The organism is Ralstonia condita (assembly GCF_958405655.1).
GTDB lineage: Bacteria > Pseudomonadota > Gammaproteobacteria > Burkholderiales > Burkholderiaceae > Ralstonia > Ralstonia condita.
In genome coordinates this window covers 1-15,360 of record NZ_CATYWO010000009.1, presented here as the reverse complement: position 1 = coordinate 15,360, position 15,360 = coordinate 1, and the positions used below count along the sequence as shown (strand labels likewise).

The 15,360-nt window shown below is 64.7% G+C and carries 17 protein-coding genes; 11 read left to right on the top strand and 6 right to left on the bottom strand.

All coding sequences use genetic code 11. The annotated features are described in order from the left end of the window. Nucleotides 1-7 precede the first annotated feature (7 nt). The 3 genes from R2N03_RS19475 (at nt 8) to R2N03_RS19465 (ending at nt 2,370) form a co-directional block, all read left to right on the top strand. Nucleotides 8-616 carry a GNAT family N-acetyltransferase gene (locus R2N03_RS19475; RefSeq protein ID WP_316659505.1) on the top strand — a complete coding sequence of 203 codons (609 nt, stop codon included), beginning with the start codon at nt 8-10 and terminating at the stop codon, nt 614-616. A 16-nt stretch (nt 617-632) separates the two neighbouring features. Further along, nucleotides 633-1,808 carry a vWA domain-containing protein gene (locus tag R2N03_RS19470; protein ID WP_316659504.1) on the top strand — a complete coding sequence of 392 codons (1,176 nt, stop codon included), beginning with the start codon at nt 633-635 and terminating at the stop codon, nt 1,806-1,808. Between the two features lie 163 nt (nt 1,809-1,971). Next, entirely contained in the window at nt 1,972-2,370 is a 399-nt protein-coding gene (locus tag R2N03_RS19465; protein ID WP_316659503.1) for a nuclear transport factor 2 family protein, read from the top strand. 67 nt (nt 2,371-2,437) lie between these two features. On the opposite strand, the gene R2N03_RS19460 is transcribed toward R2N03_RS19465, so the two are convergent. The 3 genes from R2N03_RS19460 to R2N03_RS19450 all read right to left on the bottom strand — a co-directional run bounded on the left by R2N03_RS19460 (nt 2,438) and on the right by R2N03_RS19450 (nt 4,763). Continuing rightward, nucleotides 2,438-3,313: a class I SAM-dependent methyltransferase gene (locus R2N03_RS19460; RefSeq protein WP_316659502.1), complete on the bottom strand. Its 876-nt coding sequence runs from the start codon at nt 3,311-3,313 to the stop codon at nt 2,438-2,440. An 8-nt stretch (nt 3,314-3,321) separates the two neighbouring features. Next, nucleotides 3,322-4,080, bottom strand: coding sequence for a tetratricopeptide repeat protein (locus R2N03_RS19455; protein ID WP_316659500.1), 759 nt, complete (start codon nt 4,078-4,080; stop codon nt 3,322-3,324). Between the two features lie 173 nt (nt 4,081-4,253). Then, complete coding sequence (locus R2N03_RS19450; RefSeq protein WP_316659499.1) at nt 4,254-4,763, bottom strand: DUF1993 domain-containing protein; 510 nt, start codon at nt 4,761-4,763, stop codon at nt 4,254-4,256. A gap of 422 nt (nt 4,764-5,185) precedes the next feature. On the opposite strand from R2N03_RS19450, the gene R2N03_RS19445 reads away from it, so the two are divergent. Then, nucleotides 5,186-5,917 carry a type IV pili methyl-accepting chemotaxis transducer N-terminal domain-containing protein gene (locus tag R2N03_RS19445; RefSeq protein ID WP_316659497.1) on the top strand — a complete coding sequence of 244 codons (732 nt, stop codon included), beginning with the start codon at nt 5,186-5,188 and terminating at the stop codon, nt 5,915-5,917. Here the strand turns inward: R2N03_RS19445 and R2N03_RS19440 are convergent. Together R2N03_RS19440 and htpG are read right to left on the bottom strand one after the other, a co-directional pair. Then, nucleotides 5,914-6,414, bottom strand: a complete 501-nt coding sequence (locus R2N03_RS19440; RefSeq protein WP_316659496.1) for a DNA-deoxyinosine glycosylase — start codon at nt 6,412-6,414, stop codon at nt 5,914-5,916. The two genes, R2N03_RS19445 and R2N03_RS19440, sit on opposite strands and share 4 nt — an antisense overlap. A gap of 20 nt (nt 6,415-6,434) precedes the next feature. Next, nucleotides 6,435-8,357, bottom strand: coding sequence for a molecular chaperone HtpG (gene htpG, locus R2N03_RS19435; RefSeq protein ID WP_316659495.1), 1,923 nt, complete (start codon nt 8,355-8,357; stop codon nt 6,435-6,437). A gap of 199 nt (nt 8,358-8,556) precedes the next feature. Between htpG and R2N03_RS19430 the strand changes: the two genes are divergently transcribed. Beyond that, nucleotides 8,557-9,024 carry a DUF2778 domain-containing protein gene (locus R2N03_RS19430; protein WP_316659494.1) on the top strand — a complete coding sequence of 156 codons (468 nt, stop codon included), beginning with the start codon at nt 8,557-8,559 and terminating at the stop codon, nt 9,022-9,024. Beyond that, nucleotides 9,021-9,293: a hypothetical protein gene (locus tag R2N03_RS19425; RefSeq protein WP_316659493.1), complete on the top strand. Its 273-nt coding sequence runs from the start codon at nt 9,021-9,023 to the stop codon at nt 9,291-9,293. The genes R2N03_RS19430 and R2N03_RS19425 overlap by 4 nt, the downstream gene beginning before the upstream one ends. A 6-nt stretch (nt 9,294-9,299) precedes the next feature. On the opposite strand, the gene R2N03_RS19420 is transcribed toward R2N03_RS19425, so the two are convergent. Then, nucleotides 9,300-10,772, bottom strand: a complete 1,473-nt coding sequence (locus R2N03_RS19420) for an aminotransferase-like domain-containing protein (RefSeq protein ID WP_316659492.1) — start codon at nt 10,770-10,772, stop codon at nt 9,300-9,302. A 140-nt stretch (nt 10,773-10,912) separates the two neighbouring features. Between R2N03_RS19420 and R2N03_RS19415 the strand changes: the two genes are divergently transcribed. From R2N03_RS19415 to R2N03_RS19395, 5 genes are all read left to right on the top strand, one after another. Beyond that, nucleotides 10,913-11,641 (top strand): alanyl-tRNA editing protein, encoded by a 729-nt coding sequence (locus tag R2N03_RS19415; protein ID WP_316659491.1) that lies wholly within the window; start codon nt 10,913-10,915, stop codon nt 11,639-11,641. Nucleotides 11,642-11,651: 10 nt separating this feature from the next. Beyond that, entirely contained in the window at nt 11,652-12,593 is a 942-nt protein-coding gene (locus R2N03_RS19410) for a DMT family transporter (protein WP_316659489.1), read from the top strand. A 46-nt stretch (nt 12,594-12,639) separates the two neighbouring features. After that, on the top strand, nt 12,640-13,110 hold the full coding sequence (locus R2N03_RS19405; RefSeq protein WP_316659488.1) for a RidA family protein: 471 nt from the start codon (nt 12,640-12,642) through the stop codon (nt 13,108-13,110). Nucleotides 13,111-13,229: 119 nt separating this feature from the next. Continuing rightward, a complete protein-coding gene (locus R2N03_RS19400) occupies nt 13,230-14,420 on the top strand; it encodes an aminotransferase-like domain-containing protein (RefSeq protein WP_316659487.1) in 1,191 nt (396 codons plus the stop codon). 46 nt (nt 14,421-14,466) lie between these two features. After that, nucleotides 14,467-15,108 (top strand): glutathione S-transferase family protein, encoded by a 642-nt coding sequence (locus tag R2N03_RS19395; RefSeq protein ID WP_316659486.1) that lies wholly within the window; start codon nt 14,467-14,469, stop codon nt 15,106-15,108. The last annotated feature ends 252 nt before the right edge of the window (nt 15,109-15,360 follow it).

Genomic DNA, 15,360 nt, shown 5'->3' with positions numbered 1-15,360 from the left:
CCACACCATGCCGCGCCTGATCGAGCCCGTCACGCTGTCCGGCCAGCACGCCTGGCTGGAACCGCTCGGGCCAGAGCATCTGGATGACGTGCGCGCCGCGGCCGCCGACGGCGAGCTGTGGAAGCTCTGGTACACGTCCGTGCCCTCGCCCGACAAGACTGGTGACTGGTTGGCCGTCGCACTGGACATGCGGGAGCGGCTGGGCGCCATGCCCTTCGTCGTTCGCGAGATGCACGATGGGCAGCCCGGCAAGGTGGTCGGAGCAACGCGCTTTTTCAACGTGGACGAGGCCAACCGCCGGCTGGAAATTGGCCATACGTGGTACGCAAAATCCGTCCAGCGCACGGCTGTCAACACGGAAAGCAAGCTGTTGCTGCTCACGCACGCGTTCGAAACACTGCGCTGCATTGCGGTCGAATTCCGCACGCACTGGATGAACCACCAGAGCCGTGCGGCCATCGCCCGGCTCGGCGCCAAGCAGGACGGCGTGTTGCGCAATCACCAACGCATGCCGGATGGCAGCTTCCGCGACACGGTCGTGTTTTCGATCATCGAATCGGAATGGCTGACCGTGAAACGCCATCTGCAATACAAGCTCGAGCAACCGCGCGCCTGAGCGCCGGAGGACCACCATGCTCATCGATTTCTTCTTCACGCTGCGGCACGCCAAGGTGCCGGTCTCGGTCAAGGAATACCTGACGCTGCTCGAAGGGCTCAAGCAACAAGTCATCGCGCCGTCGCTCGACGAGTTCTACTTCCTGGCGCGCATGACGCTGGTGAAGGACGAGAAGCACTTCGACAAGTTCGATCAGGCGTTCGGCGCCTACTTCAAGGGTGTAGAGGGCGCGGTCGACTGGCGCGCGGACATCCCGCTGGATTGGCTCATCAAAAAGCTGGAGCGCGAGCTTTCAGCGGAAGAGAAGGCCAAGATCGAAGCCATGGGCGGCCTCGACAAGCTGATGGAGCGCCTGAAGGAACTACTCAACGAACAACACGAGCGGCATGAAGGCGGCAGCAAGTGGATCGGTACGGGCGGGACATCGCCGTTCGGGCACGGCGGCTATAACCCGGAAGGGATTCGCATCGGCGGGCCATCGAAGGGCAACCGCACAGCAGTCAAGGTGTGGGAAGCACGTGCCTACAAGGACTACGACGACACCGTCGAACTCGGCACGCGCAACATCAAGGTGGCGCTGCGCCGCCTGCGCAAGTTCGCGCGTGACGGGGCCGATATCGAGCTGGACCTGGACGACACGATCCACTCCACCGCCGCCAACGCCGGCCTGCTCGACATCAAGATGCGCCCCGAGCGGCACAACAACGTCAAGGTGCTGATGCTGATGGACGTGGGCGGCTCGATGGACGACCACATCAAACGCGTGGAAGAACTCTTTTCCGCCGCCAAGACCGAGTTCAAGCACCTCGAGTATTACTACTTCCACAACTGCGTGTACGAATGGCTGTGGAAGAACAACCGGCGCCGCCACGCCGAGCGCTTCTCCACCTGGGATGTCATCCGCAAGTACCCGCCCGACTACAAGCTCATCTTCGTGGGTGACGCGACCATGAGCCCGTACGAGATCCTGCAGGCCGGTGGCTCGGTCGAATACAACAACGCCGAAGCCGGGGCAGTCTGGCTCCAGCGGCTGATCGAGCAATTCCCGAAGTTCGTCTGGCTCAATCCTGAACCGGAGGGGCTGTGGCAATACCGGCAGTCGATCTCGGTCATCAACCAGATCGTGAAGACGCGGATGTATCCGGTGACCATCGCCGGGTTGGAATCGGCAATGCGGCTCTTGTCCAAATAACGATCCCGCCTCTCGTTTCTCCGGGCATGGAAGTGGTGATTACCTGCCGCGTAATCGACACCATCCACGCCGACACCGAAGATGAAGCCTTGCCGCACGGAAGCGCATCACCGTGCCGCAGAGCTTCCCGATTTCGCTACCCCTCTTCGAACGGAGAAACGCCATGACTGCCTCCCGGCTCGCTGCCAACGAAACCCTTGCCGATACGCTGGTCGACCGCTACATCGCCGCGTGGAACGCGACGGACGCCACCCGGCGCCGCACGCTCGTCGCGCAGACCTGGACAGAAGGCGCCACGTATGTCGATCCGCTCATGCAAGGCGCCGGACATGATGGCATCGATGCCCTCATTGCCGGCGTGCAGGCCAAGTTCCCCGGTTTCCGCTTTGCGCGCGACGGCGGCGTGGATGTTGTGCAGGACACGATCCGCTTCCGCTGGACGCTCGGCCCCGAGGGCCAGGCGCTGGTCAAGGGCACCGACTTTGTGCGCATTGAAGATGCCCGCATGCACGCGGTGATCGGCTTCATCGACCAGATGCCCGGCATGGGCGACGCCGCCTGAGCGCGCCTCTGCACAAAAAGCAAACGCCCCGCAATGCCGGGGCGTTTTGCATTGAGGCATGCAAAGATCAGATGGACAGCGCGTCTTCCTGGCCGGCATTGGCACTGCGCAGTCCTTCTGCCCAGCCTTTGGTCGGCAGCTTGAGCGAGGCCTGCAGCGCAGCGGCACGCGCCTGCACGGCGTCCCAGCTCACATACAGCGGCGGCCCGTTGAACGCCAGCGCGATCACGTTGCCATCGTGCACTTCGGGGAAGACGAGCACGCGGTTGTCGAACGCGTCGCAAATGCGCTCGATATTGCGCGGGAAGCTGGTGTGGTCGCCAAACAGGTTGATCGTCATCACACCCGGCGAGCGCAGGACCTGTCGGCAAGCCTTGTAGAACGCCGGCGTATCGAGCACGGGCCCGCGCGCGGTGGCATCGTACAGGTCGATCTGCAAGGCATCGACCGTGCCATGGTGAGCGGCGTCCGTCACCCAGTCATAGGCGTCCTGTTCGAGCACGGTAAGGCGGGCATCGTTGAATGGCATGTTGAACATGCTGTGCGCCGCGACGATGACCGAGGGGTTCAGCTCGACCGCCGTCACCCGTGCGGGGGCAAACTGGCGATGGCAGAACTTGGTGAGCGCCGCGGCACCGAGCCCGAGTTGAACGATATGGAAATCCGCACGTGCCGCCGGGTCGAGAAACAGCAGCCACGCCATCATCTGCTGCGCGTATTCCAGCTCGATCGCGTCGGGTTTGGACAGGCGCATGGCCCCTTGCACCCACTCGGTGCCGAAGTGCAGGTAGCGCACGCCCGCCAGTTCGGAGAAAGTGACGGGCGCAAAGCGCGGAGTCATGCGCTTCGGCTGGTCGTCACGATCCAGGCGATCTTCGCGCTTGGCGCGCGCGGGGCGGCGTGAGGCCACGGCCTCGATGGATTTGCGTTTGAGCAGGGTCATAAAGCGGATCAACGGGAAGAAGACTGGGCAGCCTGTGCGCGCTGCAGCCATTCGCGATTGTGGTCTTTGGCATAGCGCGTCCAGTGCTTGGCGTCGCGCAGGATATCGTCAAACAACGCCTGGGCGCGCTGCTTGTCGGCCTCGTTGTTCTGCGCCAGCAGCCATTCACCAAACAGGCAGCGGGCGGCGGCGTCATTGGCGCAGGTCAGCGCCTGCTCGAACGCTTCACGCGTGTTGGGCGCGTGGATGGCGGCCAGCGCGCGGGCGTAGAGCAGCGTCGGGTCAGGCTGCTGGCGTGTCACGCGGTGCGCTTCAAACAGCCGGTCGAGCGTGTCCTTGGCAAGCCCCGCATCGCCGGTGGCGAACTGGGCACGGGCGAGCCCCAGCAGCACTGCCTGGTCGCCAGCAAACGGCCCGGTGGCAGCCTGCTCGAAATGCAGGCGCGCCTCCTTGGCATCGCCGGCTTCCAGCAGGGCCTCGCCGAGGCGCAAGCGGTGCTGGACGGTCGGCGCGCGATCGAAATCGTTGCGGGCTTCGCGCACGGCGCGGTTGGGATCGATGAGTTGCGTCACAGCGCGACTCGCCACGCGGGCACCGCGGGAGTGGCGCATCTCCGGCAGGTAGATGGCGAAGAAATAGACCACGCTGCCCAACAGCGGAAACGCGAACAGGATGAGCAGCCAATACATGTTCTGGTTGCTGCGCACCACGTGCACGGCAAAGAACAACGCAACGATGACGTGAAATCCGATTCCAAGAAACGGCATGTAAGGGCCCGGTAATGAAACGCCGGCGCCCCAGCGCCGGCCACGGGCGCGATTGTGACAGATGCGCCCGAGACCCAACGGTTTTCGCGCCAGGCCGCCGCAGGCCGGGTATCAAGTACGGCGCTGCCGCCCTTCAAAGCGTCCGCCTCGTGCTCCCAGGACGGGGAACACGCTCAAGCGCGGCCAAGATAATCCAGCTTGCCGATCTCCACGCCGTTGTGGCGCAACAGGGCGTACGCCGTCGTCACGTGAAAGTAGAAATTCGGCAGCAGAAAGCTGCGCAGATAATCAATGCCGGAAAAGTGCAGTTCGCGCGATGGCGTCTTCAACGTGATCTCGCGGTCTTCGCTGCCGGCAAACGCGTCCGGCCCAAAGCTGTTGACGTACTCCAGCGTCTTGGCAATGCGTGCCTTCAACTCGGGGATGGTCGTCTCGACATCGGGATGCGGCGGGGGTTCGCTACCCGTCAGGCGGGCGGCACCGAACTTGGCTTGGTCACAGGCGATCTGAACCTGCCGCGTGAACGGATGCATATCGGGCGCCAGGCGGGCGTTCAGGAGGTTGGCCGGGTCGAACTTCCGCGCCTCGGCGTGGGCGGCGGCCTTGTCGAGCAGCGCCGTCAGGTTGCCGAGCATGCGGTTCACGCTCGGGACAAAAAACGCGTACATCGAAGGTGTGGTCATGGGTCGTGATCCCCTGGATATCGGTTGAGGGTTCCCGGTCGCCGGGCGGTGCGCTCTTGCGCAGCGCACAGTGTAGGGCGGCGGCCCGAACACTGCTCATCGCTGCGCGGAGTCGCGCCTCGCCATGAGGCAAGGGGCACGGGAATGGTGCAGCCAGATCGCGCCGACAGGACCCGGCGCAATGAACGCGCGTGGCATGGCTATTGCATGGTCAGGCACGGGCCAACGGCGGCCCCATTTCACTTCGGCCACAGTGGCACATCGCGAAGACATGCTCCGAAAGGGGCATCCGGGGCAACGGCGCTCCGAGGCGAGGCAGCAGCAATCCGGACGACCGGCTTGCGCGTTTCGCTTCGGGGCGCTTTTTTCTTGGGCGACGCGGCTTCACCCTTCCCTCGTTGATACGACCTGCAAGGCATGACATGAGCGCTTCCTCTTCCCCGACCCCTCCCGCCGACGTGTCCGTCGAGACGATTGGCGAGCTGATCAACCTTTCGGGGCGGCAACGCATGCTCTCGCAGCAGATCGTGCTGCAGATGCTGCTGGCCGCGCAGGGTGACTCTGGCGCGCACGCGATCGCGCGCAACTGCCTCGCGGCGTTCGAGTCTGCGCACACGGACCTGGTGAAGGGCAGCGGACGCTTGCCTGGCGCATTCTCCAATGCCCTGCAGCAACTGTACTTCGGCAGCGCACGCGGCGATGCGCGCATCCGCGAGTTCATCGCCTTGGCCAAAGCCACCATGGACGTCGAGACCGCCAGCGCGGCGCGCCGAGCCGCGTCCGTCGACGCCCTCGTAGCGCAGGCCACGCCCATCCTCGAACTGCTGCAGACCATCACGCAGGCTTACCAGGACGAAATGCACGTGTGCGAAATCGCAATTCGCAAAGGCCAGACCGAAATCGCCGAACATCTCGGCCGCATTTCCATGCAAGCCAACATCGTCGCCATGAATGCACGCGTCTCAGCGGCGCGTGCCGGCCCATACGGGAAGGAGTTTTCGGTGATCACCACGGTTCTGGCAGACATCATCCACGAGATGGATCAGTTGATCCGCCACGTTGTCGGCTCACGTGATCCGGGCAGATCAGCTGCGGGGCACAGGCAGGGGCCGGCCCCGGTACCGCAGAACCGCTGGCAGATGCCGTCCCGCTAGCGCGGCGACAGCCAAGGACGCAATGCCAGCCACGCTTCGCGCTTCTGCGGATACGCGACGGTATAGGCCGGGCTACTGGAGGGCAGATGGACCACGGCATGCCGATCGCCCATCTCGCCCAGTGCCTTCATGCCGATGCGCGCGGCGGTCTTGCCGTTGAAGGCAATCGCCGCCAGCTCGGGGAGCGTGTGGATCAGGCTGGCCAGGTCGTTGCCGGCGTGGTCGCGAATCTTGCTGTCGAGGCTGCCCTCGCGGCGAGCCTCGGCCACCACATCCCACAAGCCAATGCGATGGGCGAGCAGCGCCCGCAGACGCTCCGGATACGCCATGCCAGGCAGGTCTTCAGCGATGACCTCACCGGCCAGCCGCCAGAACTGGTTGTGCGGGTAGGCGTAGTACTGCGCTTGCGCAAGCGACGCCTCGCCCGGAAGGCTGCCCAGGATCAGCACACGTGTATGTGCATCGACCACGGGCGGAAAGCATCGCTTGAGCGTCACTGGCGGCAGCCGGGCAGCGATCAGGCCAGCAGACGGTTCACGCGCTGCACGTAGGCGGCCGGATCGGCGAGTGACCCGCCCTCGGCCAGCAGCGCCTGGTCGAACAGCACATGCAGGCGGTCTTCAAACGCCGCACGATCCGCCTCGTTGCCGGTCACGGTTTCCAGCAGCGCGAGCTTGCGCACGAGCGGATGCGTCGGGTTCAGCTCCAGTACCGGCTTGCTGTCGGGCGCCTGTTGGCCGGCCTGCTTCAGCAGACGGGCCAGCGTACCGCTGATGTCGCCTTCATCGGCCACCAGGCACGATGGCGAATCGGTCAGGCGATGCGTGATGCGCACGTCCTTGGCCTTGTCGCCCAGCACCGCCTTGGCGCGCTCGACCAGCGGCTTGAATTCGCCTTCCACCTTGGCGTGCTCGGCCTTCTCGGCTTCGTCTTCCAAGGCGCCCAGGTCGAGATCGCCGCGCGCCACCGACACCAGTTCCTTCTCTTCGAACTCATGCAGGAACGACAGCATCCACTCGTCCACGCGGTCGGTCAGCAGCAGCACTTCCACGCCCTTCTTGCGGAAGATTTCCAGATGCGGGCTCGACTTGGCGGCCGTCCAGTTTTCCGCGGTCACGTAGTAGATCTTGTCCTGGCCTTCCTTCATGCGGCCGATGTAATCCGCCAGCGAGACGGTCTGGGCGCTGTCTTCGTTGTGTGTGGAAGCAAAGCGCAGCAGCTTGGCAATGCGATCCTTGTTGGCGTGGTCTTCGCCGATGCCTTCCTTGAGCACCTGGCCGAAGTGCTGCCAGAACGTGGCGTACTTCTCCTTCTCGGCCGCGTCATCCGACTCGGCCATCGATTCGAGCATGCCCAGGACGCGCTTGGTCGAGCCCTCGCGGATGGCCTTCACGTCGCGGCTTTCCTGCAGGATTTCGCGCGAGACGTTCAGCGGCAGGTCTGCCGAATCGATCACGCCCTTCACGAAGCGCAGGTAGCCCGGCAGCAATTGTTCGGCATCGTCCATGATGAAGACGCGCTTGACGTAAAGCTTCAGGCCGCTGCGGCGCTCGCGGTCCCACAGGTCGAACGGCGCGTTGGTCGGGAGGTACAGCAGTTGCGTGTACTCGCTGCGGCCTTCCACGCGGTTGTGCGTCCAGGCGAGCGGCTTGCCATTTTCGTGGGCGATGTGCTGGTAGAACGCGATGTACTGATCGTCCGTCACGTCTGCGCGCGGGCGGGCCCACAGCGCGCTGCCCTGGTTGATGGTTTCCCATTCGTCCTGGGCGACCATCGCTTTCTTCTCTTCGTCCCACGCTTCGTTGCGCATCTGGATCGGCAGGGAGATATGGTCCGAGTACTTCTGCACGACCGACTTGACGCGCCAGGCAGAGAGGAAATCGTCCTCACCCTCGCGCAGGTGCAGCGTGATGGTGGTGCCGCGCTCGGCGCGTTCGATGGTGTCGACCGTGAATTCGCCGTCGCCCGTGCTTTCCCAGCGCACGCCTTCATTGGCGGCCACGCCGGCGCGGCGCGATTCCACCGTCACGCGGTCGGCCACGATAAACGCCGAGTAGAAGCCCACGCCAAACTGACCGATCAGCGCGGCATCCTTCTGCTGGTCGCCCGACAGTTGGCTGAAGAACTCGCGCGTGCCCGAGCGGGCGATGGTGCCGAGGTTGCGGATGGCTTCATCGCGGCTCATGCCGATACCGTTGTCGGCAATCGTGATGGTGCGCGCGGCGGCATCAAAGCCGATGCGGATGCCAAGCTCGCCGCCGCCCTCCAGCAGCGACGGATTGGCGATGCCCTCAAAGCGCAGCTTGTCCACCGCATCCGACGCATTGGAAACCAGCTCCCGCAGGAAGATTTCCTTGTTGCTGTACAGCGAGTGGATCATCAGATGCAGAAGCTGCTTCACTTCTGCCTGGAAAGCCATCTTCTCGTGCGGTGCGCTCATGGTGTGCATAAAAAGTCTGGAAAGTGGGAAGAGAAGCGGGCTACACCTAGCGCGTGCGCCCGCATGAATTTGTGAGGCTAGATAGGGTGTAGGGTTGAGTTTTCAAGCCCCGCGTAAGGGGGGCGATCAGAATCGGCTGATTGTGCGGTATGACAGAGCACTGTTGGAATCGACGCTTTCAATCCGCTGGAGCGATTCCATGTTCGAGTGCAGCTTTGAACTGAACGATCAACCGATGAGCACCTTCAAAGTCGGGACTGCCAGTTTTCCGGCGTTCTCAGGCTACGGCGCCTATATCAACAAACGCGCATCGATGTGTCTGCCAAATCTCGGTCCGATCCCGACGGGCTCGTATTACATCATTGACCGTCAATCCGGCGGGCGGCTCGGCTGGCTATGGGACCAGGTCCGAGGTCACGCCGATTGGTTCGCGTTGTATGCCATCGACGGTCGAATGGACGACCAGACATACTGCAACCAAGTACTGCGTGGCAACTTCCGCCTGCACCCCAAAACCGGCGCCGGAATCAGCCAAGGCTGCATTACGATTGCCGAACCTCACAATTTCGCTCGTATACGGGCCACGCTGAAGAGTAGTGCCATCCTGTCTCTGCGCGCTGCGGATGGGAAAACCTTGCAGGCTTATGGCAAGGTTCTCGTCAAATGAAAACGTACATCAAGAGATCTCTGCTAGCAGCTTGGCTCTTCGGCGCCTCATTGATCCTCGGCTATACGTGGTATTACCGTCCCGATAACTTCCCACCGCTACCCGACTCTGTGGGGCGATGGATAGTGACGGTTTCCGGCGCCAAAACGCCAGAAGACATCGCTGAAGCCAGTCTTTTGTTTGGTTGGCTGGCTTCCCTCACCTTAATCGGTTCAGCCACATTTTTGGCGCTGACTACTTGGAATTGGCTGAAGCAACGGCGCGCCTAAACCACGTCAGGCCTTTTCGAGCTGCTTCGCCAGGAAGCGGAGCATCTCCGGATCGGTGCTGGTGGCGATGTTGAAGCGCATCCAGGTGGACGGCATCTGCGACGGCGAGAACAGGCTGCCGGGCGCAAACACATAGCCCTGCTCGTGCCCGGCCCGGGCGATGGCGTTGGTGTCCTGCCCGGTATCAGCCCACAGGAACATGCCTGCGCCCTGCTGGGCGAACAGCTTCAGGCCCATGCGCTCGAGGCTGCGCTGCACGCCGTCGCGCGCGCGGTCGAGGCGCGCGCGGACGCGCTCGACATGCTTGCGGTATTGCCCTTCGGTGAGGATCTTGTACAGCACTCGCTCGTTGATCTCAGGCGTGGCAAGGCCCGCCAGGAGTTTGCCGTCGGTGAGATTCTTGGCCAGCTCCGGATGACAGGCGATGAAGCCCACGCGCAGGTTGGCCGCCAGCGTCTTGGAAAAGCTGCTCAGGTAGATCACGCGACGCAGTTGGTCCAGGCTCGCCAGCCGCGTGCCAGGGTGCCCAGGCGGCGCGAGATCGCCGTAGATATCGTCCTCGACGATCAGGAAACCGTACTGCTCTGCCAGCCGCAGCAGCTGGAACGCCTTGGCCGCCGACAGCGACGTGCCCGTCGGGTTGTGCAGGATCGAATTGATGACCAGCAGCTTGGGCCGCCGCACCTGCACCAGCCCTTCCAGCGCGGCAAGGTCCGGCCCCTCGGTGGTGTAAGGCACCCCGATCACCTGCGCGCCCTGCGCGGCAAAGCGGCCGAACATCAGGAACCACGCAGGATCGCCCACCAGCACGGTATCGCCGGGCTGCACGTACTGGCGCGCAATGAGATCCAGCGACGACGTGATGCCCGAGGTCATGACAATCTGGTCCGGCCGTGCCCCGATTTCCAGCTCCGCCAGCCGCGTCTGCAACTGCTGTCGCAGCGGCAGAAAGCCCTGCGGTGAACCCCAGGCCAGGAACTGGTTGGCATTCTGGCGGCCCAGCGTGCGCAGCGCGTTCGTGATCAGTTCACCGTCCAGCCAGCCGTTGGGCAGAAAGCCGATGCCCGGCGCCTTGCGTGGCTCGGCGGAGTGGAACATGTTGCGCAGCAGCCAGGCCACGTCGATCTTGCGGGCCGTCGCCGGCGGCGCGGGCGGTTCCTCGGGCAGCGGGGCATGCCGCTCCTTCACGTAGAAGCCCGAGCCACGGCGCGATTCCAGATAGCCCTGCGCCACCAGCCGCTCATACGCCTCGACCACCGTGAACCGCGAGATGCTCTTTTCCTGCGCCAGTTGCCGGATCGACGGCATGCGCATGCCGGCCCGGAAGACGCGCTCGTCAATACGCATGCGCGCCCACTCCGTCAGCTGGTCGACCAGCGTCATCTGCGCCGACGGAATCGGGTCGGGCAATTGCTCCGCTACTGGCCGGGCGGCAGCGCGCCGGGCGTCGAGACTGACGATGTGGGACGAAGAACTCATGACCAAGCGGGTGAAAAGCGGCCGGAAAACTGTACAGAAAGCGCCACGTTGAAGTGTACAGGTACTGTACAGACACACTTCGGTAGGATCAAGGTCGGATTTCCGCCCCCCAGCCCTGTCCACTGCCCCGGAGCCCCGCCATGCCAACGCGCAAATGCTTTGACGAAGATGCCTACCGCACCGCTTGCGACGCCACCGTCGTCGCCGTGCATCCGGAAGGCATCGAGCTGGACCAGACCGTCTTCTACGCCCGCAGCGGCGGCCAGGCCGGCGACACCGGCACGCTCGTCCTGCGGGGCGCGCACGATGGCCAGACGATTGCGATTGCCGACACCGTCTACGGCCCCGATCGTCAGACCGTCTTCCATGTGCCTGCCGACCACGCAGACCTGACGCTGCTCGCGCCCGGCACACCGGTCAGCGCCGCCATCCACTGGGAGCGCCGACACCGCCTGATGCGCCTGCATACGTGCCTGCACCTGCTGGGCTCGCTGATCCCGGTGCCCGTCACGGGCTGCGGCATCTCGCCCGACTCGGGCCGCATCGATTTCGACCTGCCGGAATCGACGCTCGAACGTGACACGCTGGCCACGCAACTGAACGAACTCATCGGCCGCAACACGCCCGTGCGCGTCGACCTCATCACGCCTGAAGAGCTGGCCGCGCAGCCCGAGCTGGTACGCACCATCGGCGCCGCACCGCCGGCGGGTGCATCGGCCATCCGCATCATCCATATCGAAGGCATCGACCGCCAGCCGTGCGGCGGCACCCACGTACGCGCCACCGGCGAGATCGGCCGCATGGTCGTCACCAAGATCGAAAAGAAGAGCCGCCAGAACCGCCGCGTGGCCGTGGCGTTTGCCGATTGACCCGTTGACCATGACCAAATCCGCCGTACTGCCCCTGGGCCACGCGCCAGACCACGCTGAACGCCGCGGCTTGCTGCTCGGCTTCATCGGCGTGGCCATCTTCAGCCAGACGCTGCCGTTCACGCGCATGGCCGTGGCCGAACTGGATGCCACCTTCGTGGCGCTGGCGCGCGCGGTGCTGGCAAGCGTGCTGGCACTGGTGCTGCTCGCGGTCACGGGCGCGTTCTCGGCCGGCAAGCGCCCGCGCGGCAATCAATGGTGGCAACTCGCGGTGACGGCGATGGGTGTAGTGGTGGGCTTTCCGCTGTTTTCATCGCTGGCGATGCGCGATGTGCCGGCCGCCCACGGCGCCATCATCACCGGCCTGCTGCCGCTCGCGACGGCCATCTTTGCCGCGTGGTTCGGGCGCGAGCGGCCGTCCATGGGGTTCTGGCTGTGCGCAGTGGCGGGCAGTGTGCTCGTCGTCTCATTTGCGTTGCTGCAAGGAGCGGGGACGCTGCACCGTGCCGATTGGCTACTGTTCGCCGCCATGGTGACCGGCGCCCTCGGCTATGCGACCGGCGGCAGGCTCGCGCGCGATCTGGGCGGCACGCAGACGATTGCCTGGGCGCTGGTCGTCTCCCTGCCCGTGCTGCTGCCGCTGGTCGGGGCGCTGGCATGGCTGCCGTCCACACATCAGGCCGAGGCGCTGGCGCAGGCGTCGTCCCGCGCGTGGTTCGGGCTGGCCTACGTGTCGGCCTTCTCCATGTTCATCGGCTTCCTGTTCTGGTATTCGGGGCTGGCGGCGGGCGGTGTGGCGCGGGTCGGCCAGATACAATTGCTGCAGCCTTTCATGACGCTGATCGGCGGCTGGCTGCTGCTGGGCGAATCGCTCGACGCGCCGACCGTGCTGTTTGCGCTGGCTGTGATTGCCGTAGTCGGCATCGGCCGGCGGACATCGGTACGCCGATAGCAGCGTCTGTTCCGTTTTGTTCACCGTACCTCATCAAGGAGTCTTCATGACCGCCTCGCACGACGTCCAGGCCAAGCTCAAGCAAATGGGCATCGAACTGCCTGCGGCCGGCGCCCCCGCCGCCGCTTACGTCATGGCCGCGCAGACCGGCAACCAGGTGTTCCTCTCCGGCCACATTGCCAAGAAAGACGGCAAGCCGTGGGTCGGCAAGCTGGGCGCCAACATGACCACCGAAGAAGGCAAGGCCGCCGCCCGCGCGATCGCCATCGATCTGCTGGCGACGCTGTCTACCCATCTGGGTGGCGATCTGAACCGTGTCAGGCGCATCGTCAAGGTCATGAGCCTTGTCAACTCGACGCAGGACTTTACCGAGCAGCACCTGGTGACCAACGGCGCCTCGGAACTGTTGGCAGAAGTGTTCGGTGACGCCGGCAAGCACGCCCGTAGCGCCTTCGGCGTCGCGCAGATCCCGATGGGCGCCTGCGTCGAAATCGAGCTGATCGCTGAAGTCGCGTAAGCGTCGCATTTACCGCCCCTCGGACCCTGCAAATCGGGGGCGTTGCCTGCTATCCTCATCGCTTTGCCCACCCACGGCGCCCGCTCACGAGGTGGGCGCCGCAACACTAGGACCACACCATGGACCACACCGCCTGCACCTTCTCCAGCCGTGCTCAGAAACTGACCAGCTCGGCGATCCGGGAAATCCTCAAGATCACCGAACGTCCTGAGGTCATTTCGTTTGCCGGCGGCCTGCCCGCGCCGGTCACCTTCCCGGTCGAAGCGATTCAGGCGGCGTGCGCCCGCATGTTTGCCGACAACCCGCAGGCCTCGCTGCAGTACACGCCAACCGAAGGCCTGTCGGTGCTGCGCGAGTGGATTGCCCAGCGTCATGGCACCACCGCCTCGCGCGTGCTGATCACCACGGGCTCGCAGCAGGGGCTGGACCTGCTTGGCAAGATCTTCATCGACCCGCAAAGCAAGGTGCTGGTCGAAACGCCGACGTACCTGGGCGCGCTGCAGGCGTTCTCGCTGTTCGAGCCGGCCTATACGTCCATCGCCACCGACGACAAGGGCCTGATGCCCGACGCGCTCACGCCGGAACTGGCTGCCGGCGCACGCTTCTTCTACACGATCCCGAACTTCCAGAACCCGACCGGCCGCCGTCTGCCGCTGGACCGCCGCCAGGCCCTGGTGGCCCGCGCGAAGGAACTCGGCGTGCTGCTCGTCGAAGACGACCCGTACGGCGAACTCAGCTACACCGGCGACGCCCTGCCGTCGCTGCGCTCGCTCAATCCGGACGGCGTGATCTACATGGGCTCGTTCTCGAAGATCCTGGCACCGGGCATGCGCCTGGGCTACATCATCGCGCCCGAACACATCCACTTCAAACTCGTACAGGCCAAGCAGGCATCGGATCTGCACACGCCCAGCTTCACGCAGCGCGTGGCGTACGAGGTGCTGAAGACCGGGCTGCTCGACACGCACATCCCGAGCATCCGAACCCTCTACGGCAAGCAATGCGAAGCGATGCTCGATTCGCTCACGCGCCACATGCCGGCCGGCGTGCACTGGAACCGCCCGGAAGGCGGCATGTTCATCTGGGTGGAAGTGCCGGAAGGCATCGACACGATGGCGCTGCTGGAAAAGGCCGTCGCGCGCAATGTGGCGTTCGTGCCGGGCGCGCCGTTCTATGCCAATGCGCCGCGTCGCAATACGCTGCGCCTGGCCTTTGTGACGGTGCCACCGGAGCGCATCGAGCAAGGCATTGCCGTGCTGGGCGAGCTGATCCGCTCGGAAATCGCCGTGCTCACGCCCAAGGCCGCCTGAATTCCATCACCGTTAATCTAGCCATTCAAGAAAGGAGCTGTCGTCGATGCTGCGGATCTGGGGAAGACTCTCTTCGGTCAATGTACAGAAAGTGGTCTGGTGCGCGCGCGAGCTGTCGCTGGACCATGAGCGCATCGACGTCGGCGGCGCCTTCGGGGGCGTCGACACACCGGAGTTCCTGGCGATGAACCCGAACGGCATGATCCCCGTCATCGAGGACGGTCTGAACGATTCCGCCGATACGCGCTTCGTGCTGTGGGAATCCAACGCCATCGTGCGCTACCTGTCGGCGCGCTATGGCCCGGGCACCCTCTACCCGCTCGAACTGCACGAGCGCGCCGATGCCGACCGCTGGATGGATTGGCAGACCACGTCATACAGCCCGTCGATGGTGGATGCGTTCATGCAGCTCGTGCGCACGCCAGAAGACCAGCGCGACGCCGCACGCATTGAACGCTCGCGCCAGGCGGCCGAGCGCATGAGCGCCATCCTTGACGCCGTGCTCGCCAAGCAGCCCTATGTGGCAGGCCAGCGCTTTACCATGGCCGACATTGCCTGCGGCTGCGCCGCCCATCGCTGGCTCGGCCTGCCGCTGGACCGCACTGCCCGGCCCCATCTTGAGCGCTGGATGGCGGCGTTGCGCGATCGACGCGCAGCGCAGGAAGTGCTGGCCCTGCCGGTCGTGTAAGCGCCCGCCAAACCGGTTGCGATCGCATCACCAACCGCGCACGGCACCCAAGCCGGCGCGGTTTTTTGTTTCCACCGAGGGAAGCCCCGGGTGCCGCTGAACCGACCTTCCACCACCGTCGCCACGATCCTCTGGGGCGCGCTCTATCTGGTGGCCGCCGTGGTGGGGGGGGGGGGGGGGGGGGGGGGGGGGGGGGGGGGGGGGGGGGGGGGGGGGGGGGGGGGGGGGGGGGGGGGGGGGGGGGGGGGGGGG

Coding starts and splice junctions, on each gene's coding strand:
- R2N03_RS19475 (WP_316659505.1), top strand. CDS start 8: ATGCCGCGCCTGATCGAGCCCGTCACGCTGTCCGGCCAGCACGCCTGG.
- R2N03_RS19470 (WP_316659504.1), top strand. CDS start 633: ATGCTCATCGATTTCTTCTTCACGCTGCGGCACGCCAAGGTGCCGGTC.
- R2N03_RS19465 (WP_316659503.1), top strand. CDS start 1,972: ATGACTGCCTCCCGGCTCGCTGCCAACGAAACCCTTGCCGATACGCTG.
- R2N03_RS19460 (WP_316659502.1), bottom strand. CDS start 3,313: ATGACCCTGCTCAAACGCAAATCCATCGAGGCCGTGGCCTCACGCCGC.
- R2N03_RS19455 (WP_316659500.1), bottom strand. CDS start 4,080: ATGCCGTTTCTTGGAATCGGATTTCACGTCATCGTTGCGTTGTTCTTT.
- R2N03_RS19450 (WP_316659499.1), bottom strand. CDS start 4,763: ATGACCACACCTTCGATGTACGCGTTTTTTGTCCCGAGCGTGAACCGC.
- R2N03_RS19445 (WP_316659497.1), top strand. CDS start 5,186: ATGAGCGCTTCCTCTTCCCCGACCCCTCCCGCCGACGTGTCCGTCGAG.
- htpG (WP_316659495.1), bottom strand. CDS start 8,357: ATGAGCGCACCGCACGAGAAGATGGCTTTCCAGGCAGAAGTGAAGCAG.
- R2N03_RS19430 (WP_316659494.1), top strand. CDS start 8,557: ATGTTCGAGTGCAGCTTTGAACTGAACGATCAACCGATGAGCACCTTC.
- R2N03_RS19425 (WP_316659493.1), top strand. CDS start 9,021: ATGAAAACGTACATCAAGAGATCTCTGCTAGCAGCTTGGCTCTTCGGC.
- R2N03_RS19420 (WP_316659492.1), bottom strand. CDS start 10,772: ATGAGTTCTTCGTCCCACATCGTCAGTCTCGACGCCCGGCGCGCTGCC.
- R2N03_RS19415 (WP_316659491.1), top strand. CDS start 10,913: ATGCCAACGCGCAAATGCTTTGACGAAGATGCCTACCGCACCGCTTGC.
- R2N03_RS19410 (WP_316659489.1), top strand. CDS start 11,652: ATGACCAAATCCGCCGTACTGCCCCTGGGCCACGCGCCAGACCACGCT.
- R2N03_RS19405 (WP_316659488.1), top strand. CDS start 12,640: ATGACCGCCTCGCACGACGTCCAGGCCAAGCTCAAGCAAATGGGCATC.
- R2N03_RS19400 (WP_316659487.1), top strand. CDS start 13,230: ATGGACCACACCGCCTGCACCTTCTCCAGCCGTGCTCAGAAACTGACC.
- R2N03_RS19395 (WP_316659486.1), top strand. CDS start 14,467: ATGCTGCGGATCTGGGGAAGACTCTCTTCGGTCAATGTACAGAAAGTG.